The following is an 18,960-nucleotide window of genomic DNA, read 5'->3' as shown; positions in this document are numbered from 1 at the left end:
GGAATGTGATATGACTTCTCTTTCGGGATTCAGGAGCTTAGCGATACGGCTCGCTCTCAAGGGCGAAGTCGGGCATCTTATTGCCTCTTTTTCATCACGTTGTAACTTTTAAAGACGAATTTAGATCAAGCGTGCAATTTGATTTTCACAGAAAATAGCCTAATCCTCCGCCATTGTACAGAAGGAATTAGGCTAATGTCGGTGAACCAATCGGATTGGCTCCGCCAATCCAATTGGCGAAGAGACGGCTTTTTCCCGCCAAATAATCAGGCGGCGAACACTATCAAACCGAATTTACCTCACTAAATTAATAGCAATCATTCCATTGCATAAGTACAGAAGCAATAAATGCGTCTGCACTTATTTTTATACTTAAACTCTTCTCAACAAATAACACACATAAATTAAGCGAGCCTGCCACGCCTCATTTTCGAACCATCAATGTGACCGCCTCTACATGCCCCGTATGCGGGATCATAGTGCCTTGGGATTTGGACTGTTACAATCCGCAGAAACCTTGATTTGAAGGGCTTTTTGCCAATTGGCTTCCGATCTTTTTGGCTGCATTCCGATGGCTTCTGTTGATGTTTTACATCAATTTTACATCAATCTCGAACCTTTGAAATCCTTTGTATGAAGGGTTTCTTCAGGCTTTTGTTTATCATTTTGACATCGGAAATTGGTCCTAGAGGCTACCAGCTCAAACCTCGAGCCCCCTCTGTTAGCCACTACACTTCAAGATTAGATCTGCTGTGATGTCCGATCACATGACTTTCTTCCCGATCCGAGTCACAGCAAGTCTCTCCAATTTAGATGCTGAATAGTTCCTCGATTACTCCTGTCAGCCCTGCGCCGTTATTAGGAGATAACGCGATCGAGCCCACTCCAGCGTCGTAGCTGCTGCTACCGTTCACGGAATGGAAACGCAGTGACGATGACACTGAATCCGGATACAAAACCCATACCGTCTCCGTGTTCCGTATGGCGTCCCGATAAGCATGCATTTTATCGATGTCTTCTTTCTTGGCGGCTTTCACTCCGTTAGGGCTTTGTTGGAACTTGAATTTCGCGTCAAAATGATGCCATCTACCCTCCGATTCTACGCTGATGTCCGGACTGTAGTTTTGAGAATACGACTGCTGACCACCGACGAAACACTTGTTGTAGTAGACCGACAACATTCTGTTCGGTGCGGCGAAATCCATTTGAAGGCCTTGCGTCAATAGTCCGGACTCGTCCCATCCTTCAATTCGCTTTATCTCGGAAGGTGACCCCCAAATCCGCTCTACTATGTCGGCCACCATGAAGAAGCACCAATATTCATAGATTTTAGCAATATCCCTCGTATCGACCAATGTCCGAATCCATTCATCAGGCATCGGGAATTTCCCGCCCAACAACCAATGCTGGTAAAAGGAATACCATTGACGATAGCCCGCTTTTCTTTGCAGGACAGTGGATGCCCGTGGAATCGAATGCAGCTCAGCGGTCTCTTGCACCCAACCGGACATCAGCAGCTCCGTCAATTCGTCCTGCATTTTCTTGTTTTCTTCCCGAATTGCAGACTTTCCATGGATCGAATCTTTATCTTTTGAAAGCCGATCTGCCATCCATTCCGTAATCTCCACGGACTGACTCAATATCAGCTTCATCATGCGATTTTCGGCCGTATCGAAAGTAAGGCGGTTGATCCGTTCGAGTGCCGTAGCCGGAAAATAAGCCTGACCCTGCATCATGAGCTTTCCTGCAATTGCGGTAAGGGACAAGCCGCTGGATTTCGGAATCGGCACCCATGTTCCCGGATGTTGCGCGATCACCTCGAGCGTGTCTGGATTGACCGTTCTGACACTCCAAATCGGCGAGTTCACGACCTCGTTTTCGATTCGATGGTGCGGATCGCGGTCAATCAATCTCCACCAGTCCCCTAGCGGAGCCCCTTCCCACTCCCGACACAGCGCTTCTCGCAACAAATGCCATTGATGCAGGCGATATGCTTCCTCGTCGGCCTTCTCTGCCCAATACGATCTTACCGGATTATGGTCGTAATAGGGCAGCAAAGCGATTCGCGAACTAATGAAACGATTCATGTTGAGGATCTCTTTCTCGGACATTTTATCACTGCTCACAGTATACGACTGCCCGCAAAAATTCGTATGTCCCACGAAATTTCTAAAGTTCAGCAAGAATACATTTCTTCGGAGCGGTTTTAGCACTTTCCGATAGTCGTCCAAAATCTGCTTCTTGTCCGCCTCGGTAAGCTCAGTTTCGAATTCTACGACGTAATCGGTCCATTCTTGCAAGACGCCGTTCACTGGAGCGCCCTGGTCGTAAATCGCATGTGCTCTGAACATCGGCAGATCTTCCGCTCCTTTAACAAATAAAGCTCGAATAGCCGGTTTGTATCAGTTGCCTGTACATCCTGTACACTTTTGCTCCGCTCAATGGATAAATATAGCTGTCGTCCGTCTCCAGTTTCTCTCGATTTTCTTTCGAAAGCGGATCTCCGTTGATCGAACCTCCTACGAATTTCTCGAGCAAGTTTAGAAGAAGCCCTTCGATTTGCTTGCGGTTGCCATGCAGTTTCGGCAGCATTTTCTGAACGACCTGCGCGTCTAGCGCTTCCGTGAGTAGCTCTTCGTCCGTTCTAAGGCGTAGGAGTAAGTAGCTCATGACTTCGTCGAACACGCGGTAACCGAAAGCGTAGCCATGCTCTTCGAGCAAACGATGAAGGTTGAGCACCTCTTCGACAGCTGCCTTTAGAATCAAACGGTTCTCCGTCTTCAGAAAATCTTTCCGATAAAGCGGTAGATGATATTGGCCATCCTGCGTAAAGAGTACTTGGCGGTTTCGAAGCGGCGTCCATGCCGTTGAAAAGTCACCTCTGTCACTGCGAGTGTGCCAATAACCGGACAGATTCGTTTCACCGCATTCGAGCACGTTCGCCCGATCCAAAACTTTAGGACTGAACATGTATGTCGTTTCATCGATATTCACAGTGCCGATCACATATAGGTTCTGCGGGATCGCCAGCTTGGCCGGGATGTACCAGACGCGATTCTGATCATCGGCATATTCGATCGGTCTAGCCTGTTGATGAAGGAAAAGCGACTCCTGCACCAGGCGGTCTCCATCCATACGACGGCTCTCTAAGCAGCTTAGATAATCGGAAAAATAATATTCCACTTTGGCCAAGTTCATTTCATCCAACAGCACGAAATAAGGCTGATCCGGATGGCGCTCGGCTCGCAGCATCGTGAGCAGGAAGGACGTGGGCTCATACGTTTCGGTAATCGGGTTGTAATAGCCGAGCATGCCGCGATTGTCCAGCCAATCCGGTCTCACCGATACGAACGCGGCGTTGGAGGCGTCCGGAGCTAAGATCTCAGGGGATGTCTCCTTTTGAAAATGAAACGTTCGACCTCCATCCGCTATCGTAAGTTGGAGCTGATCGCTGATCTTGCATTCCGCATGCAACCAGGTCATAAAGTTTTTGCGGAAGCCGAGTCGTACGGCATTGCCTTGCGACTTGATCAACGAACGTTCCGATTGTCCGCCGAAGCGAACCTCGATTTCAGTGCCGCTCGTCAAATCCATGTCGATCCGGTCCTGCATCTCGACCGTGACCATCATTCGCTGATAATCGAACGTATAGGGGCGCAGTTCAATATGAAACGTATCGCCAAGCAAGGGGCGAGCCGGAGGTTTAAATTTCGAATCGACTTCCGGGCTTTGAGCATATGCGGTGTCCTTCATATACTCGGCGAAGTATTGTGCGATTTTGGTTTTCCCGGTACCGGAAGCTCCCGAAAGGATAACAAAAGGCTTCGCTTGAAGAGCCGTCACGAACCGGGAAACAAATTCGAACGAGAACCAAAATTGGCGCGAACGCAAATAAAGATGAAAATTTTCCGAAAGTGAATTATTGGACAGTTGGATGCGCGGTTGCCGTGGATTCAATCCGAATAATTGCTCCCAAAGCACGGAACCGTCAACCACTTGCTCCAGAATGGCATGCTTGATTTCTTCCAAAAATCGCTGTTCCACTCTCGTAACGGTCGGAACTCGAAATGCGTTGCTGTTCAACTGAACCGGAGTAGTGACGATCCATTCTACCGATCGAGTATTCGGATAGTCTTCGAAGTCTGGATCATGCGAATATTCACCCGTGACTCTACCGATCCCGACAAAATTTTTCATCCCTTGATTGGCAAACACGATATCGCCGGGTTTGATTTCACGATAGAAGCTCCAAATGGATTCCATATCGTTTCTTGGCTCTTGCTCATTATTGTACGCTGCAAAATAGGCAGCCTTTAGTTGCGTTTGGTCATTGTATTGCCGGAGATCGCCAAGCTCTGGCCATCCAATAAAAATATTGCCGTCTTCTAACGCATCCGCCCAGAATGCCGCCCGTTTGCCGGGAGCGACCTTCCATATCGCTGACGGCAAATCTTCGTTCTTCTCTGGAATAAGAGCGGAAATAGGCAGCTTAAGCTCTTCTTTGATGATCGCCTTGAACACTGACAAGAGCAGCAACATTTCGAAAATACCTTGTTGTTCTTGGGTAAATGCGTCATTGGTAGAATTATAAGTTGCGAATAAGAACTGATTTTCGCCTAGTCTTTTTCCGCCCAGCTGTTGGAAGAAAAGAAGGAAATGTTGAATGTATCGAAGCATCTGATGACGGAAAGACTCGTCGCCTTTCTTCGAGTTCAAATCCGTCGTCATATGCACGGTCATATCATCGTCTTGAATTTCATACCGAGCCGCTTGCATCGCTCTATACAAAAGCTCCGACTTCGAGCTACGTATCGAGATCGCGTAACCGCCCCTCTGATCGTCCTGATCCTCTAGCGAAGGGATGCCCTTATTCCGAATAAATTGCACTTGAATGAAGAAGTTTATCGGTTCCTCATGCTCCTTGCGGAAAGTAACGGGGACATGAAGGCTGCCCAAATAAGGCGCTTCTGTATCTGATTGCCGGGAAGCAACTTCCGCACTTAGCTTCCAGCCGTTCAGCAGATCCACTTCGACTGTCACGTATGGATGATCTAGCAGGTTCGCAAATATTTTTCGAGCGGCTTCGAATTTGAGCAAGATAGGCGCCCTCCTGGACAGGTGTGGTGGTTGGATTGTATTCACGAGTATCTATTATTGGCAATATGTCCCTATTATACGCGAAAAGAGGCATCTATGGATAACCACAAGTGCCTCTACTTTTTCTATTCAATTATTCTACTTTATTTGCTTGAATCGTAAACCCGATTCGATAGCCAGCCCGGCTTCACCGGTTGTCCCCCCCTTTATTCTTTCGGTTCTTCGATATCGAACCCACCTTTAAGAATGAACTCCTGAAGCAAATTGTGTACTCTTATGTTGATCTTAAATGGTGGTATTTTTGTGTTTTCCAGTTTTTCAAAATACTCCTTTGCCTTGGCTTTGTCTACGCTAGCCTTCAAATCATCGAAGCGACCGAACTCATTGATGCTTGCCTCTGTTACATTTGCAGCCATGAGATTGCGGAGTTTCTTTTCATCCACCCCCAAAAATCGTGAAATACGGTGGATCTGGTCATTCTTTGCTTTGAATCGATATTCAGTGATGTAATCCCTGAAAGTTTTACCGCTTTCCATCCTAGCATTTCCGCTTTCAACTTCGTGAAGGAAGATGTTTGCATACTTTTGTTCTTCCTGCGTCAACACGGCGAATGACTTATGCAAATCATCAAGCGTCTTCCGTATTTCAGCTACATCCACATCAGCTTGTATAAGGATTTTAAGATACTTTTCAAAACGCGAGTTCAGATAGTCCGAGTCGATTTTCCCGGTATCAATCTCCGTTAGGTATCCATCAATCTCGAAAGGAATATCGTCGCCGCCACCTGCACCGCTGCCGCCGAAAAGCTCTTTATAACGCATCGCCAGAACCAAATAGGTGTTTTCATCCAGTTTCATGTCGACTTGAGTCTTTGGCTTGCCACCCCCATGACTGAATGGGTACGTAGACTGTTTCCATATAAAACCTTGAATTTTTGCAGCTTCCAGATAGTCGTTGAATGATTTGAAGAGAGAAGCAAATTTCCCACGCTCCGAACGGTCATCCGGCAGCCTTTCAAAGTCCGGAATCCCGGAACGGGTGAACAGCTCACTGATGTCATAAAATATTGAATTCAGCTTGTTTAGATTGTACTCAAGCTTTTCTACAAATAATCCAATAGGCTTATCACCAGAATAGAGCTTCACAGCTTTTTCGATATTTTGCTCCATCGTATGTGGATACCTATAGTAGCGTATGGTTCCAAAAGGCTTTTCCGGACCAAACAAACGATTTGTACGGGAGAATGCTTGGATGATATTTTCGAACCGAAGCACCTTATCCATATAAAGCGTGTTAATCCATTTAGAATCGAAGCCTGTAAGCATCTGGTCGACTACAATCAGAAGATCGAGTTGCATTTCAGGCGTTCTTTCAATAAATTGATATGGCTTTTTGTGAGAAAGCCGCGTAGCAATGTCCTTTTTCAGCTTATCATAGTTCTTCAGACTAAAATCCTGTTTATATCTGGCGTTGTAATCCTCGATTATTTCAACAAGACCGTCCTCTTTAAAAGCTACTCCGCCGTCATTGTCGATGCTTGGGTCAAACAGGCAAGTAACCTTTAAAGTAGGCATGGCTTTCTTTATCATCCGATAATAACAGATCGCCTCTGGGATGCTGCTTGTAGCAAAGATAGCATGGAACTTGCTGTTATGGCTTAATGTAACCCAGTTGTCAGCAATGTCCTGAACAACCATATTCGTATGTTCTTCAGTTTGATATTGGGATCTCGGCACGTAGTTCTCTATACCTCTGACATACTCTGCGTCATCACCGATGTAGCCCGCCATTTTTACACGTGAAGAATTCATGTATTTATAATAGACTTCGCTCTTTTTAGGATCAGCAAGGGCTTCTTCAACGGTAGCTGCTTTGGCCTGTCCCAAGGCAACAGCCTGCCGAACATCTCTATCCCTGTATGTCGATACTCTGTAAGGATCAAATCCAAGGACATTCTTATCACGAATACCATCAGCAATGCTGTATCTATGCAACTCGTCACCGAAGATAGTTGATGTCGTGTTCATTTTCTTTTGGTTTTCATCCTGAATCGGCGTTCCTGTAAATCCAAAGAAAACGGCAGACGGGAAAGAGTCCTTTATACCCTTGAGCATATCTCCGAAGGTAGTGCGATGCGCTTCATCGACAATAAAGACGATTCTCTTGGAACTCATCATCTCAATATCATGAGCATTTACGCCTCCCTCTTCGTCTTTGATATTGCTCATTTTCTGGATAGAGGTGACTATAAGTGTGTTTGCAGGGTTGTCGCTTTTTAGTTTTGAAATTAAAGTAATGGTATCTTCCGTTGCCTGAATAGACTCATTTTCATCTGCAAAACCGCGATACTCTTTCAAGGACTGTGTTCCGAGTTCAATTCTGTCCATTAGGAAGATAACCTTATCGGCATCTTTTGAGTTTGCAATAAGCTGCGCCGACTTGAAGCTTGTCATAGTCTTGCCGGAGCCTGTGGTATGCCAAACATATCCGCCAAGCCTGTCGCGACCATCCCAGTTGGTTTTGGAAACACGGTCAGAAATAGCGTTTGCTGCATAGTATTGATAGCTGCGCATGACTTTCAGTACGCCGTCGGTGTCATCGGCGACGGTGTAAAAGCCGATAAGCTGGTGTGCCATCGGAATGGAAAGCAGTGAAGAAGCAATATCATTCCAGTCATTGAGAGGCTCGTTATTAAAATCTGCCCAGTGAAAAAAGAAATCTTTATTGAATTTTCCGTCCATTCCAGGGCTGGCGAAATAAACTGTTTCTGCCGGCTCCATAGCAACAAAAATCTGAATCAGAGAAAATATTCCGGTGAAAACCCCTTCATCGGAGTATTTTTCTATCTGGTTATATGCCTGGCTGACTGAAACGCCGCTGCGCTTCAGCTCGATGTGAATAACCGGCATACCGTTGATCAAGAGTATCAAATCACCGCGACGATCATTTAATATTTTGGACTTACTCCTATATTTGGGCTGCTGTGCGATTTGATAGCGGCTTTGTCCGGCAGCGATTTCACGTCGGTCATAAATCTTGAGGCTGACCTCTTTCCCGAAGTGCAGCGTGTCATCGGGATTATCACGGGTAACGGCTACAGTTCTCCCGTTGATAAAGCTGTTGAGTTTCAAGGGCGTCCGCAGCGTGTTGATCTGCTCCATAATCTGTTGCATCTCGCCGCTTGTCAAAGGATAATCATTTAAACGGTCGATACCTCTGTTGTTTTCAAAGAGAATATCCGACCAGTTTTTTAGCAAATCTTCTTCAGAGGGATATTTCAAGACCTTAGGTTCCCATCCTTTATGACAGAGCACCTCAATCAAGGCTTCTTCAAAGTCAGATTCTTTGTCAAAGACCATTGCCAATTTACACCTCCTACACAAACATTTTTTCGAGTATTGATTTTTTGATATTTTTCAACTTTTCTAACTCAGACTGATGAAGGGTGATGAGTTTGTCAAGGCATTCTAAAAATTCAGCAATCCGAGTTTGTTCCTCATAGCTTGGAAATATAACCAAACCAGTCAATGCATTATCATCACTTACTTTCATATCGTTTTTCGCGCCTTTATTTACCAATGGCTTAAGATATTTATTAAGGCGATAATCGTAATCAAAATAGCATTGAACAAAATTTGAATTTGTGTTTTTTTTAGGCTTATAAACAGCATATAATGTAGAAACAATTCCAGGTTTCCCCTTATTTGTCTTGATAATTCCATATGGATTTGCCTTCAATGGTGATTTCGTATAAACAACATCTCCATTATCAACTATCCCGTAATTTGAAACAGACGCTCCGGCAAATGAACGCCCCTGAAATTTAATTTGATTAATAATTCCCAGTTTACCAGACACAGATAGAACATCACTCTTGGAGAAATCATCATTTGAATTTTTTTCGCTCGATGTTTCAAGATAATCGCTTAACTCACACTGTTCCCAAGCATCGGTAAATCCGGCAAAGCGGATTTCCGGAACATTAGCTCCATCCTTAGGGAACATATTTACGAGCATGGATTTTTTGACGATTACCAGCTTGTCATACTTACGCTGATAAAGGGTGATATGGTGGTCGAGACTTTTGAAAAAGGTCCCGATTTTTTTTTGTTCGTCCAATGAAGGTAAAGGAACAATTACCTCATTGAAATCCTTCAAATTATAATTTGAGCGACCATCGCCTGTTGAATTTGTGTAAGCAAAATTCTTATGTGCATCGGAATTAAGAAATGTCGCCAAATATTCCGAATCCAAAATTTTAGGATTAGGTCTTGTGTTAATGGTCGCAAAACCTATTGCACCTTCTTGATTTTCGCCTATAATAGCTGATGTTCCTACATCACCAGTATGAATTGTTACGACATCTCCTATATGTAATCTACGAGTCGAGTTTTCTTGAGCAAAACTCTCATTAAGAAAAATAGGAGTTTCCGAAAACTCAAAATGGTTTTCTTTTATATCAGAGTTTCTGATGAGTAATGTTCCTTCATCACAGTAATTTTTGGTCATTGTTGTTACTAAACCGATGAACACTTTACCTAACTCCGTTACCTTACGCTGTTCCCAAGCATCAGTGAATCCGGAAAAGCGAATCTCTGGTATTTTATCCTTTTCAGCCATATCACTCACCCTTTAAAAGCGTCTGGAACTCGCTAAGACCTTTCATATCATACTCGTTGCCGACGAGTTCATCAATGAGCGCCGAGAGAGTAGACTCCGTTTCCTGTATCTCCGATTCGATAGCAGAGTAGGTGACAACGTATTTTTCAGACAGAGCTTTGATTTTCTCTACCAGAACATTAATTACCGCATTGGGAAGCTGCTTAATACTTTCCGCAAGAGGAAAAATCCATTTTTGCTCAAGCAGTTCAAGCGCCTGTTCGTCGGAAAGCGATTCGATGGTTTCCTTTGTTTTCATATGCAATGCAGCGGCATCCGCTTTTACCTGTGCTTTTACTTCTTTTTCTTCGGTTATCAGATTGCTTACTTTTAAAATTTTTGCTTCAAAGAATTCTTCAGGGAATTCAAAAGCGGATTGAAGCTCTGCTAAATAAGCATTTACTGCTTTTTTAGAATATGTGCCATCATTACCCGCTTCCATATTGGACCATACTACATCGTCATGTGCGCTGATAAAGGCAAGTTTGTCGGCTTTCCTGGAAAGTGCAGCATAAGCGTTCAGCGCCTTGATTTCCTGGGTGTTAACATCTGCATAGATTTCTTTAAGTTTATCCCCGACTTCTTTTGCCACAAACGCATCGCCGGAATCGTTAGTCACGCTTGAATTCTTTTCTTCTTCGGAAAGCGAGTCAAGTATTTCTTCATATTCAGAGGATATTTCAGCAAGGCGGCCCTCTTTTTGTTTAAGTGCTTCATATTCAGCTGAAAGTAGCGTCCGCTGAACAAGTTCAAACGGAATAATATGACCGATCCAACCGTCCTGTACCTCTTCCTCTTTGCCGTCCTTTTTCTTGACTACCATGTTGGGATCAACTTTTTTAACAGCGTTGAAGCCCTCCGTCTGAATTACTTCTAAGTCAACAGATGTTATTGCCCACTCGTCATCAAGCAATTGATATGCTTCATATTTGTTAATAAGCGGAATGTAAGCAAGGCGGGCAAAAATGTCATCACTCAAAACAACCTCTTCTTTTGAAATATTGAGGCTTGCCATATTCGTTATAAGTTCGCTTTTCAAGAAACCGTCGAAGTCTCCGAAAGCTCCCATGAAATTAGAAATAAAAGCTTTTACGGTGGGATGCTCATCGACAGTCTGTTCAATATTGTCGACCGCCAACTCGACATAAGGACCTACACCTTTTGTAAACAATGACTCTTTTAATTCCGGGAAAGCACTCCAGTATTCGCTAAGTGCAGCAATTTCGCTCATGGGAATACCGCCGAACATAGAAGCATAAATGTCCCAATTTTCTGCGCCTTCAGTGGAATCAACATATCTCGGAATGCTCAAGTTGTATTCATTCCGCCGGATTTCCTCACGGCTGACTTTTCTTGAGAATTTTTCAATATCGATTCTGGCAGTAACAGCATCAACGATCTTTTTAATGTCGGATGCTCTCAGATTATTATTCTTGCCAACTTTAATAAAACCTTTGGATGCATCAACAATCAAAACATCGGTATTCGCACGCTTTTGCTTCAAAACCATGATGTTTGTCGGAATGCCCGTACCAAAGAAAATATTGGCAGGAAGTCCGATGATAGCATCAATGTGATTGCCTTCAATCAGATTTCTACGAATCCCGCCCTCTTCACCGCCACGGTATAAAACACCGTTCGGAAGAACTATTGTCATGATACCGTCCGGCTTAAGATGGAATAAGTCATGAAGCAGGAAAGCATAATCAGCTTTTGTTTTCGGAGCGAGGCCGAAACGTGCGTAGCGAGGGTCTGTTTCCTTATTACTCGGGTCCCAATTCTGAGAGTACGGAGGATTGGAAACAACTGCATCCACATAAAGTGGATTGTACGTTTCAACCGGGTTGGCTTCATCAAAGTACGGCCAATCATCTTCCAAAGTGTCAGCGTTGCGGGTTACGATATTATCCGGGAGGATGCCACGCATAACTAAATTCATACGAGTGAGGTTGTATGTATTCTGCTTCAGCTCCTGTGCATAGTATTTAATGTTGTTTTCATCATCAATATGCTTTGCAACAGTACGACCGATGTTTATCATGAGGGAGCCCGAACCGCTCGTAGGGTCATAAATTTTGATTTCCGTTCTGTCCTTCAAAAAGCCTGTAACAATTTCGGACATAAGAAGAGATACTTCATGCGGCGTGTAAAACTCGCCTGCTTTTTTTCCGGCATTGGCAGCGAACATACCAATCAGATATTCATATATGAAGCCAAGAATATCGTAGTCCTGCTTGCCATCCATAGGAATATCTTTAATCAGATGAATCAGATCGCTGATAGCTTTGGTTCGCGAGCCGGAACTATCACCGAGTTTACTTAAACCGGTCTGAAGGGTATTAAATATACCCTCGAACACCTTCTTATGAGAGGGATTAATCAGACGGTTGAATGCTGACAAGGCATCCGTGACATTAGACACATCAAATTCTTTGCCCATTTTGAGCCAAGTTGAGAACAAGTCCTTGTAGGCAATAAAGTATCCGACATGTTCACGAACATACTTTACGGTTTCGGCATCGTCTTCAACAAGAGCCTCGATCTCTTCCTGGGTAAGGCTGTTTTCTTTCAGAAACTTTAACTGCTTGTCCGAAAGGTACTTGTAAAATATGAATCCCAAAATGTAATCTTTATATTCGTTGGCCTCGATCTTTGAACGCATTTTATTAGCTGATTCCCATATTTTCGTGGCGAGTTGTTGCTTATTCATAAATTTTATTTCCTCTCTGCATCTCTTTATATATTTTAACAACCAACAAGGCGTTTTCTTCCGTTCCTCAAACTAAGACACATTGTTTTTGTTTAACATCTCCATAATATCATCAATATACAGACAACATAAGATTTTTCCCTTTCCAATGTCCCGTCGATCATAGGCCATCCCTCCTCTCGTATGGATGCCTTAATGATCTCATGATTAGATGCCGTATTGAAAGCGCGTTGTATTTGCCGCTTGCGGAAATAAAAAGAGATGATGCTTAAGACATCATCCCATTCTGTCGACAAAGTACCGTCGAAAGTCTTTCCTTTTGCGCAATACCTTAGGATAAATCCGCTTTTAGAACAACGTTTCTTGTATTTTTACACATATATGATAGAGGAATGTAGTTTTACCCGAACGATTATGGGTTGTTGTCATATATCTTATGTCAGAATAGGAATAATCTTTGTCAGCATTCATATCTGATGAAATAAGCATTACTGGGTATTCATGGTTTTTAACATGGGAGCAATACTTATTCCAAAAAGAACCAAAATCTTTAACTTTGACGTATGACAGGCATACATTGAACATATTTCCTGCTGAATCATATGAATATATTTTGTCAAGATGCGTATTAAGATAATTAGTGTTCAAACTATCTAAATTAAGAGCTTCTATAATGGTAAACGGCATGCCGTTTTTTTCAATATATATATCAACTTCGCCAGATGATTTTCCTACGGCAGAACTGCCGCGCCGAGTTTGATCTTTAAGGCGATATCCGTTTGTTTCTAGTAAGTCTGCAATAAAGTCATTACGCTCATCTTCTGTAGCATTCACAAACAGTTTTCGTGCTTGGAGCTTAATGCAAGCCAAGTAAAGATCACGAATAAATAAATCGGGCTGTGATTCTACAGTCTGCGTAGATTTGAAGAAAATGGAGCTTGTAATCTTTTTTACTTTGATTGCATAAATATTTTTACCATCAATAGTAAGACGACCAAAATCTATTATCGGTTGCTCAGATAATAAACCGAGTGCCCGTTTTATAGGTTCATCTATCTTAAATCCAGCACTTACTCCATTTATAGAATACTTATCTGTACTTTTATTAGCTCCAATTACAATGTAACCGTACTCGTCTGGCATGTTTGACAGAGCAGCGATAAACATTGCCAAATTTTGCGGTCTAAATTCTAAGTCCCTACAAATAAGATTCTTTGAGCCTGAGGATTGTAGTAAGTGTAATACTTCATCAATGTCGATCACTTCTCTCTTATGCTCCTTAATGGAATTTTGTTAACTCCAGTTAACTTCAGCATTTTCCCAAATGTTATTTTTTGCGGATCGCTTTTCCCATCTTCAACCCACAATTCGCAATCTTTTTCATAATCAAGAACATCTAATTCAGAATCATAATATAAGATTATTTGACCATAATCGGACGGGCGAGCAATCAAATAAATTTCAGTATTGTATTTTTTAATTACAAAGATAGTATTGCTGATTTCTACCAAATCTGAAACATCATAATCCGATTGCTCACTTAAAAAATCGATAATCTTTTTCTTGGATCGCTCAAGAATTTCTTTTACATAACTAAACATCTCTAAGTTACTTTTAGAATCATGAAGAAATTCTGCGTTAAGTATATTGTTTGCTAGAGCACGTTTTAAATCTTCTTCTGTTGAAATACCCCATTGTGCAAGAAGTTCTTTTGATAGCTCGACCGTTTTACTTGAGCTACTTTCGATATCAGAGCGAGACAATATCTTTTCTAATTCTTGCACCCCTGAAACACCATATTTCTTTAACACATCATTGTATTCTTCCACTATAGACATATTTTCAGCAATGTCATTGTCATTATAAAACCAATGTAAATTGGTTAATAAATCTTTAAAGCACTTTAGGACCTTTTCATTACCCGAGTTTTCTCTTAGCCAAAGGTAGGTCTTATTAAAGACTTCTTTTTCATCAGCATTATATTGGCCTAAGCTGTTCTTATTCTCCTTCACATATTTTGTGATCCTCTCGGAAATCCCCTCCAGGTAAACTGTTCTAGTTTCAGGCAGAATGAAACAAATGTCTTTTAATAACAATGTTTCACGCACGTCATATCCTGTGTAATTACATGCGTCCTTAAGGGTTTCTTCAATATCACCAGAATCGATAGACAGCTCTGCGCTTTTTTTGAAGACACCATGCTGATTAGGCAATATATCGATACGATCTAATAAATGGCCTTGCTCATATTTCACCAAAGTTTGAACAAAATCTGACAGCCAAATAATTGCCTCGTGTTCACTAGCAAAACTATAGCGAGAAGTGAATACATCGATACGTCCACACGAGCTTACGTTCTTGGTTATTTTTTCTCTCCAAAATTTCAATGCTGATCTAAGAAGCGCATTTGAATGTCTTGAGACTTTACTTTTCCCCCACGAATCATCAGAATACAAATGCTTAACAAGACTTAAAAAGGCATCTTGTTCTTGGCTTTGTTCAGATTGTAAGCAAATAATATCTTTATAAAACTCTTCTTCTTTCGGATGCGATCTCTGCAATTTCTTTTCCATCTCTGCAAAAATATCTTCTAGCGTACACTTTTTTAAGTTAGGGAGAAGTTCATGTTTGATTTTTACATCCAATAATTTCCTCTTAAAATCAAAATCTATAGTAGCAGCAATTTTTTTATAAGTTTCATCAATACCGCAATCAAGCAATATTGAATCAATAGCACATAATTCACCATGCTGATTTGGCAAAATACACGGATTTCTGCCAAGGCTGTTAGAGAATGATTCTTCTTTCGCATAAAATAATGCCAATAATTCATTTAGCCAATCAGTTACATCACCAATAACACTTTTTGATAATGCATCAGTATTTTCGAATTCTTCTACTCTTTTTATTAAATCCAATAAGCCATAGTTGCGACACTCATCCCATAGAGAATCGTACCATAGCTCTAGTTCTTCGCGCTTTGTGATCATACTAGGAATGATTTTGCTTGACAGTGACCACACTTTTTCCCTTGCATTTTTATCCAAATCTTTTGGAATAAATACGCAGGCATTGCCCCATTCATCGTATAGAGGTTTTTTCTCAGCATTATGTGTGTAAATGAGTGAGATTCCTTTGATGTGAGATTTTAGTGGATTAATTACTTCTTGCTCATACCATTCATTGGATAGCCATTCCTTCCCAGACTGTTCAGGGATTTTAACAATGTTATAAATCCCTTCATAGCTTTTTTCTGTGAAGAAGTCCAGCATTTCAATGTATAGTTGACAAGCTGCTTTTAACTTTTGCTTGTTTTCTAATACTTGTGCATGTTCTTTATCCGTTAAGTGGATTCCATTTCGTGGTTCTGTTGGATTAAACAGCGGACTATTTACTACCACAGGAAACGAGAAATCATTTGTACCTAAGAGCGGAAAGTCGCAAAAAATACGGGGCAGTCCCTCGTTGTATTTAACAATAATGATGCTTTTTTCATTTTTTTGTATCTCAAGAGCAATTGACAAATCTATAGTGCCAACAATACAGATACGCTTATTTTTAAGGGTGTGGTTCCCACTATTGTTTGTTTCAACAACAACTTCTATTTCGTATGCATTTTCAAGATTACTAGCCATTGTTTCCCCGCGACTTATTTTCTGGATGAAATGACCGCTTGTGACTGTAATCGAATTTATCTCCGGAACAAAAGCAAATACGTAAGGTGCGGAAATAACTAGATTTTTCAGACCTTTCTTTGCAGTTAATACACCAGATTCATCCAAAACGTAATTGAAGCAGGTATTGAAATCATCCTCATTAATTGTGTTATCATTAGTCATTGTAGTGTTTTTATCTAACTGAGAGCAACTCTCTTGTATCGCGTTTATTATTGACTGTTGATCCGTACCAGACCGGTCTAAAACAACACTAAAAGAACACGGCGGTTCGCCAACATCCTGCAAATATCCAGAAACCTTCACTTTTTCTGAAAGCAAATGCGTAGTTAAGAACCCTGTTCCAAATTTTCCTGTAGTCTTCTTATTTTTTGCATCGGTTACTGTGCGATCTTTTGTGGAAACTTGTTCTATAAGAAAAACTATATTTTTCGTTGAGAAAAGTTTGCCGTTATGTTTAAATTCAACAGTTTTTCTGCTCTCATCGAAATTGATAATAATGTCAACCATACCGCTAGAGTTAACAACATCTTTTGCATTTTGAATAAGCTCCCAAATCCATCTATAAGAAGTTGTATCATCATTTTTCAACTTTAACTGAGTCAACATATCGATAATTTTATTTGCAGCTTGCGCTTCTTGAGCTTTATTTCGTAGTTTTTGTATTTTTTGTGAAAACTCCATCTTTATCCTCCCTTATTTCTAATATTTCATACATCCGAAAAATCATATTTTTTGTTAATATAGACGATTATAGTTTGAATCTCATTGAGACATTCTTGAAGCAATTTCATAATTTTCTGATGTTGCTCCAATTTTGAACTAATATCTACTTTCTCGTTTATCTTTTCCTTGAAGGAGAATTTATTCAAGATGAAATCAGCAATTTGATACTTTGATTTCAATTCTTTGTATTCTTGAACTGCTTCAATATTCGGCTTCAATTCTGTCAAAGCATCTATCAATTTGATATATAAATCCATGTTATTACCTGGATATTTATTCTCATATAAATTTTCAAAGATAAAGTCATTTTCAATCTCATCTCTGAAGATCTTTATAACTTCATCATGTAAATATGACTCCTCTTCCGTCACACCTTCTCGAAGATCTATATCCACACCGTCATCTCTCTCACGCACTTCATACTTCCCTTGTATTCCATAAATTTCATTAAGAATGGTATCCATATACTTATCCGCGAGGTTACGAAATAATGCTCTGTAATTCATCAACGATAATTCGCGAAGTTCTTCTACAAGTTTGAGCAACTTTTTGTTTAAGGATTTATTTGGAATGTCAAAGCTTCTATTAACAATTTCTTCAGTTTTCTGAATAAATAAGAAGTCAAATATTTTGCTGAACTCGCTTTGTTGAAGTGATTTTCTGTATAACGCATTAAGCTCATCAAACATAGGAATATAAATATTATTTTTTCTATATAATGAATTCTCACGATTAATATCAAAATCTTTATTGCTTCGGTTATTCAACATAGACATAAAACCACTTATTAATACACCAATCATAGTCCCAAATACACCAATAAGTGTTTTGTCCTCCTGTTTATAGACCATAAATAGTGCCCAAGCAATTAACGCAATCAAAATAATATAAAGCAAATAACTCTTATATAATTTTAGCCTCCAAAACAACTTCCTCAACAAGGGACTTCACCTCAACGTTAAATGCTTTACACTTTTAATAAAAATCCTACTTCTTATTTATAGAAAGATTATGTAATTATTCAGCACATAGGATTCTGACATATTTTTTCCTTTTCCAACAAATCCCTACATGAATTACGTTCGATGAACACATAGTAATCTCCTTCAAAATTTAAGAATAATAATACTCCAGTACAAGATAATAAATCCTGTACTGGAGTATTATTATTCAACCGATACACAGTAATTATTTACCGTTTGTTTATTACGCTAGCTTTATTGTATTCTTAATCATAACTAGTCAACCACCACAACCCACTCCTTTTCTAAGGAGTAGTTTGTGGTGGTTTTTTCTATTTAGCGAAACCTATTAGAAAGAAATGACTTTTATTACTCATGTCTTTTGTGTGTTAGTGAGAATCCATGAATTGATCGAGTCTCTATTAAATAATATTCTTCTTCGAATTCTTACAAAAGGAATTTGATTTTCACGCACCATTGTATAGATAGAGTCAGTCGAAACACCAAGATAATCCGACAACTCTGATACAGAAAACACAGCTCTGGTTTCGGCCTCATCTTTTGGATAACTTATGAGCTGTCCGCTACTTTTAACAGGATGTGTCTGAGCATTTTCACTCTTGGAATCAGTAAGTAGCTTCTCTTCCATTTGCAATAGCGTTTTGAGAAATTGAATTCGCAACAAATCATACTCTTTCATATTGATCACCTCATGATTTAGCTCATTGCAGCTATTAAGAAATAGTGCCAAAAAATTATGGGGCACCCACTTTAATCATTGAAAATACAAGATCAACCTTGGATTGATTTCTGATTTCTTTAAGGAGGTGATATCACCGGTATCTAAATTTTTGAGCTACTGGCCTGAAAGTATCAATCGTGAACCTCAATATCAGTTTCACCAATCTAATCATCGAATTTCGCCACTTAACTCACAATTAAGAATTTAAACCAACCTGCATCAAAGCGATATTATGATTAATGGTGATGTGTAATGGAACAAATAGAATTTAATGAAGATATTTATAATATGCATCGTCTAGCTGTTCACAAAGTTTATGAGAAGTTGTTTCCGCTAACCTACCATGACCGAAATTAGCCGGTAAAAGATGTCCAAACATAGACCGATATA

At 40.6% G+C, this 18,960-nt stretch carries 9 protein-coding genes; all 9 read right to left on the bottom strand.

Going from position 1 to position 18,960, the window contains the following annotated elements:
- Positions 1-809: 809 nt before the first annotated feature.
- The 9 genes from ACFPQ4_RS13390 to ACFPQ4_RS13350 all read right to left on the bottom strand — a co-directional run bounded on the left by ACFPQ4_RS13390 (position 810) and on the right by ACFPQ4_RS13350 (position 18,528).
- Positions 810-2,351, bottom strand: a complete 1,542-nt coding sequence (locus ACFPQ4_RS13390) for a DUF2357 domain-containing protein (RefSeq protein ID WP_378112371.1) — start codon at positions 2,349-2,351, stop codon at positions 810-812.
- A 19-nt stretch (positions 2,352-2,370) separates the two neighbouring features.
- On the bottom strand, positions 2,371-5,097 hold the full coding sequence (locus ACFPQ4_RS13385) for a hypothetical protein (RefSeq protein WP_378112370.1): 2,727 nt from the start codon (positions 5,095-5,097) through the stop codon (positions 2,371-2,373).
- A gap of 206 nt (positions 5,098-5,303) precedes the next feature.
- Entirely contained in the window at positions 5,304-8,456 is a 3,153-nt protein-coding gene (locus tag ACFPQ4_RS13380) for a type I restriction endonuclease subunit R, EcoR124 family (protein WP_378112465.1), read from the bottom strand.
- 16 nt (positions 8,457-8,472) lie between these two features.
- Positions 8,473-9,717, bottom strand: coding sequence for a restriction endonuclease subunit S (locus ACFPQ4_RS13375; RefSeq protein ID WP_378112369.1), 1,245 nt, complete (start codon positions 9,715-9,717; stop codon positions 8,473-8,475).
- A 1-nt stretch (position 9,718) separates the two neighbouring features.
- Positions 9,719-12,466, bottom strand: a complete 2,748-nt coding sequence (locus tag ACFPQ4_RS13370; RefSeq protein WP_378112368.1) for a type I restriction-modification system subunit M — start codon at positions 12,464-12,466, stop codon at positions 9,719-9,721.
- A 348-nt stretch (positions 12,467-12,814) separates the two neighbouring features.
- Positions 12,815-13,729 (bottom strand): hypothetical protein, encoded by a 915-nt coding sequence (locus ACFPQ4_RS13365; protein WP_378112367.1) that lies wholly within the window; start codon positions 13,727-13,729, stop codon positions 12,815-12,817.
- Positions 13,726-16,824: a sacsin N-terminal ATP-binding-like domain-containing protein gene (locus tag ACFPQ4_RS13360; protein WP_378112366.1), complete on the bottom strand. Its 3,099-nt coding sequence runs from the start codon at positions 16,822-16,824 to the stop codon at positions 13,726-13,728. The genes ACFPQ4_RS13365 and ACFPQ4_RS13360 overlap by 4 nt, the downstream gene beginning before the upstream one ends.
- A 26-nt stretch (positions 16,825-16,850) precedes the next feature.
- A complete protein-coding gene (locus tag ACFPQ4_RS13355) occupies positions 16,851-17,804 on the bottom strand; it encodes a hypothetical protein (RefSeq protein ID WP_378112365.1) in 954 nt (317 codons plus the stop codon).
- Positions 17,805-18,201: 397 nt separating this feature from the next.
- Positions 18,202-18,528: a helix-turn-helix domain-containing protein gene (locus tag ACFPQ4_RS13350; protein WP_378112364.1), complete on the bottom strand. Its 327-nt coding sequence runs from the start codon at positions 18,526-18,528 to the stop codon at positions 18,202-18,204.
- Positions 18,529-18,960: the final 432 nt, after the last annotated feature.

It is taken from the genome of Cohnella yongneupensis (assembly GCF_042655785.1).
In the GTDB taxonomy this organism is placed as follows: Bacteria; Bacillota; Bacilli; order Paenibacillales; family Paenibacillaceae; genus Cohnella; species Cohnella yongneupensis.
This window is presented reverse-complemented; position numbering and strand designations above follow the sequence as displayed.